5 protein-coding genes are annotated in these 4,184 nt (G+C 70.0%); all 5 read left to right on the forward strand.

The annotated features are described in order from the left end of the window. Positions 1-442: 442 nt before the first annotated feature. On the forward strand, positions 443-916 hold the full coding sequence (locus K206_RS0131975) for a DUF305 domain-containing protein (RefSeq protein ID WP_020206390.1): 474 nt from the start codon (positions 443-445) through the stop codon (positions 914-916). Between the two features lie 16 nt (positions 917-932). Next, the gene (locus tag K206_RS0131980) at positions 933-2,414 is read left to right on the forward strand and encodes a YncE family protein (protein WP_029044322.1); all 1,482 of its coding nucleotides are present in this window, start codon (positions 933-935) and stop codon (positions 2,412-2,414) included. Between the two features lie 110 nt (positions 2,415-2,524). Beyond that, positions 2,525-3,046, forward strand: a complete 522-nt coding sequence (locus tag K206_RS0131985; RefSeq protein WP_020206392.1) for a sigma-70 family RNA polymerase sigma factor — start codon at positions 2,525-2,527, stop codon at positions 3,044-3,046. Next, the gene (locus tag K206_RS0131990) at positions 3,043-3,882 is read left to right on the forward strand and encodes an anti-sigma factor (protein ID WP_020206393.1); all 840 of its coding nucleotides are present in this window, start codon (positions 3,043-3,045) and stop codon (positions 3,880-3,882) included. The genes K206_RS0131985 and K206_RS0131990 overlap by 4 nt, the downstream gene beginning before the upstream one ends. A 147-nt stretch (positions 3,883-4,029) precedes the next feature. Further along, on the forward strand, positions 4,030-4,184 hold a 155-nt coding region (locus K206_RS42130), incomplete at its 3' end, for a hypothetical protein (RefSeq protein WP_155888366.1).

Raw genomic sequence — 4,184 nt, forward strand, 5'->3', positions numbered from 1 at the left:
TGATGCTGACGAAATCCTGCTCGTTCACGTCGAAGGTCAGGCCGCCGAGTACGTCGACCGTCTTTCCCTTGGTCGGGAAGGATTTCTTGACACCTTTGAGGCTCAGTAACTTGTGCATGATGTTGGATCCGGAAATGGCGATGGCGCGGGGTATCGGGATTTGCGGACGAAGGCGTTTCAAACCGACGGGCCCATCTTCAGGGTTCGCGGCCACTTTGGAAATTGAAAGAGACAACCTCGGGGATGCAGTATTTTTCAATGCCCCCGGAACGCGCATGCCGGCGCGCGCCGCGCACGGATGCGGTGCCTGGGCGCAAGTGTTCCTTGCGCCTCCCCCGGGCGCGCCCCGAAAAAATTTGCGCGGCGGCGGAATAAGCGCGGGCGGCCCGCGTCTACCCCATCAGCGGCCCCATCGGGGCCTCATGACGACAAGGGGAAAAGGATGGCGATCCTGCACGCTTCACCGCGCCGGCTGGCCCGCGCCGGCGCTGGCCTGATGCTGGCGCTCGCGCTGTGCGCGTCGGCAGCCGCGGCCACGGCGGCCACGGGCGGCTCGGACGAAGAGAAATTCATGGCCGAGAACGACGCCGCCATGACGAAGATGATGGACGGCATGGCGGTCAAGCCCAGCGGCGACATCGACGCGGACTTCGCCGCGATGATGATTCCGCACCACCAGGGTGCCATCGACATGGCGATGTCCGAGCTGCGCTACGGCCACAACGAGCAGTTGCGGCGCATCGCACAGGAAATCATCGTCGACCAGCTGCAGGAAATCGCCGCGATGCGGCTGGCGCTCGGCCGGCCGCTGCCCCCGTCCGAACCGGCGCCGACGCAGGCCGGCCCCGGCCAGCCGGCTACCCCGACCGCCCCGGCCGAACCGGCCACCCACAACCACGCCATGCACGCACACTGACACCAAGGCCCACACCATGACCCGAAATCCCTTCAGGAAGACCGCCTCCCTCGCCCTGCCCCTCGCGCTCGCGCTCGGCATGGGCGCCGCCTGCGCCGGGCAGGCGCCCGGCGCGCTCGGCGCCGCCGACATCCCGGTCAGCCACCGCGACCGCATCTACGCCGCCGAGCAGTTCTCCAACACCGTCTCGGTCACGGACCCCGCGGACAACAAGCTGCTGGGCGTGATCCGCCTCGGCGACCCGGCGCCGGGCAATTTCAGCCCGCTGTACCGCGGCCAGGTGCTGGTGCACGGCATGGGCTTCTCGCCCGACCACCGCACGCTGGCGGTGGTGTCGATCGGCTCGAACTCGGTCTCGTTCATCGACACCGCGACCAACGCGGTCAAACACGTCACCTACGTGGGCCGCTCGCCGCACGAGGCGTTCTACACGCCGGACGGCAAGGAAGTGTGGGTCACGGTGCGCGGCGAGAACTACATCGCCGTGCTCGACGCCGCGACCTTCGAGGAAAAGACCCGCATCACCGTCGCCGGCGGGCCCGGCATGCAGATCTTCTCGCCGGACGGCAAGTACGGCTACATCTGCTCGTCGTTCAACCCTGATACCGCCGTGGTCACGGTGGCCGACCACAAGATCGTCGGCCACGTGAAGCAGGAAAGCCCGTTCTGCCCCAACATCGCCGCCACGCCCGACGGCAAGCAGGTGTGGTTCACGCTCAAGGACGTGGGCCGCACCCAGGTCTTCGAGGCGCTGCCGCCGTTCCGCCCGCTCAAGACCATCGAGACCGGCCCGATCACCAACCACGTCAACTTCGCGCGCACGGCGGGCGGCACCTTCGCCTACGTCAGTGTCGGCGGCCTGAACCAGGTCAAGGTGTTCCGCACCGACGACTTCTCCCAGGTGGCGACCATTCCGGTGGGCAGCCTGCCGCACGGCGTGTGGCCGTCCGGCGACGGCACGCGCATCTACGTCGGCCTGGAGAACGCCGACCAGCTCGCGGCCATCGACACGGCCAGCAACAAGGTGGTCGCCAACGTGCCGGTCGGCCAGGCCCCGCAGGCGATCAACTACGTGCCTGACGCGGTGCCCGAAGGCGCCGGCACGGACGGCCTGCAGCAGCTCGGCGTGGCCGGCCAGACCACGCAGCTGAAGCTGCTGCGCGTCGCCGAGGGCAAGCCGGTCGCCGCGGACAACGCGCCGACCAGCGTCACGCTGTTCGACCAGGGCCTGCTCCAGGTGCTGCAGGCTTCGGCCACCGGGCTGCAGCCGAAGCAGCCCTACGTGCTCGCGCTGGCCAGCCAGGCCGACGGCACGGGCATACTGGAGCCGCTCGCGTCGTTCATGACCAATCCGGCGGGCTCGGCCATCGTCAACGCCATCGGCCCGATCCGCCAGGTGGTGCAGGGCGGCGACGGCGCGCCGGCGCGGCGCTACCTCGTCATCGCGCCGGCCGCGAACGGCAAGCCGGCCGCACCGGTCCAGGTGCAGGCGCTGTAGGGGAAACGGCAGCCGGAAGGCGGCAACCGCGCCAGCCGGCGGACCGCCGGCTGGCTGTGGCATGATGCCGCGCGGCCGGGTGTACCAGGGAGGACATCGCAGTGAAAGACATGTTGCATCAAGTCGAGCCGCTGATACCGGCGCTGCGCCGCTACGCGCGCGCGCTGCTGCGCGAGCAGGCGGCCGCCGACGATCTGGTGCAGGACTGCCTGGAGAAGGTCATCACCTACTGGGACAGCCGCCGCAGCAACGACGACACGCGCAGCTGGGTGTTCGCCATCCTGCACAACCTGGCCGTCACCGCGCTGCGCCGGCGCGCCGGCGGGCTGGGCACGCACGTCGCGCTCGAGGACGTCGACGAAGCCCTGATGGCGTCGCGCGCCACCCAGGAAGACGCGCTGCGCCACCGCGACCTGATGAACGCGCTCGACGCGCTGCCCGCGGACCAGCGCAGCATACTGCTGCTGGTCTCGGTGGAAGACATGTCCTACGCGGACGCCGCGCGCGTGCTGGACATCCCGATCGGCACCGTGATGTCGCGGCTGTCCCGAGCGCGGGAGAAACTGCTGAGGATCATGGAGACCGGCGTGGCCGGGGCGGCCACGAAGTCTGCATTGCGGAGGGTGAAATGAGCGACAACCAGAACAGCGGCTGGCACGGCAACGATGGCGGGAACGACGGCCGGCCGGTGCAGGAAGAGGAGCTGCTGGCCTACGTCGACGGCGCGCTGGACGCGGCGCGGCGCCACCAGATCGACGCATACCTGCGGCATCATCCCGATGTCGCGCGCCGCGTCGAAGGTTATGTCGCGCAACGCGCGCAACTGCGCGCCGCCTTCGCCCCCATCGCCCGCGAGCCGGTGCCGCCCGAGCTGAACCTGCGCCGCATGCTGGAGGCGCGGCGCGCGCGCACCGGCGCGCCGTGGCGGCTGGCCGCGTCGGTCTTCGTCGCGCTGTGCCTGGGCGGCATGGGCGGCTGGATCGGGCGCGCCGCCACCGAACCCGCGGCCGGCGGCATCGCGGCGCTGGCGCGCGAGGCCACCGCGAGCTACCAGGTGTTCGCCTCCGACCCTGTGCGCCCGGTGGAGATCAGCGCCAGCGACAGCGCCGACCTGCTCAAGTGGGTCTCCACGCGGCTGCGGCGCCCGATCGCCCTGCCGGACCTCGCGCAGTCCGGCTACCGCTACATCGGCGGGCGGCTGGTGGCCACCGAGCACGGCCCGGCCGGCCTGTTCATGTACGACGACGGGCACGGCACGCGCGTGGCCATGCTGGTGCGGCCGATGGCCACCGAGCAGAACATGCCGATGAAGGCCCACGCCCAGGCCGGCGTGGCCGGCTACTCGTGGGCGGCCCAGGGCCTGGGCTACAGCCTGGTGGCGGCGGACTCCACGCGGGGCCTGCATCCGCTGGCCGACGAAATGCGCCGTCAGCTCGGCGAGCAGGCGCGCAAGGCGCCGCCCGCGTAGGCCGCCGCGCAGCGGATTTCAACATCGCTTGAGATCATTTCAATACCCGCGCCGGGCGTTTGCCGGATACTTGGTGCCATCGCCCGGCACCGCCGGCGGCCCGCCGGTGTTCCGCATCCGGCTATTGCCTCCTTTCCGCCTTCCGCAATGTCCGAAGAAAACCCCTCCAGCCAGAACCCCAGCCGCGACGCCTTCCGCCAGGCGGCGCTCGAATACCACGAATTTCCCACGCGCGGCAAGATTTCCGTCACGCCGACCAAGCCGATGTCCAACCAGCATGACCTGGCGCTGGCCTACTCCCC

Origin of the sequence: Cupriavidus sp. WS, assembly GCF_000395345.1 — a bacterium.
GTDB lineage: Bacteria > Pseudomonadota > Gammaproteobacteria > Burkholderiales > Burkholderiaceae > Cupriavidus > Cupriavidus basilensis_B.

What these genes read in the sequence shown, in the direction of transcription:
- K206_RS0131975 (WP_020206390.1), top strand. Translation starts at nt 443, where the DNA reads ATGGCGATCCTGCACGCTTCACCGCGCCGGCTGGCCCGCGCCGGCGCT.
- K206_RS0131980 (WP_029044322.1), top strand. Translation starts at nt 933, where the DNA reads ATGACCCGAAATCCCTTCAGGAAGACCGCCTCCCTCGCCCTGCCCCTC.
- K206_RS0131985 (WP_020206392.1), top strand. Translation starts at nt 2,525, where the DNA reads ATGTTGCATCAAGTCGAGCCGCTGATACCGGCGCTGCGCCGCTACGCG.
- K206_RS0131990 (WP_020206393.1), top strand. Translation starts at nt 3,043, where the DNA reads ATGAGCGACAACCAGAACAGCGGCTGGCACGGCAACGATGGCGGGAAC.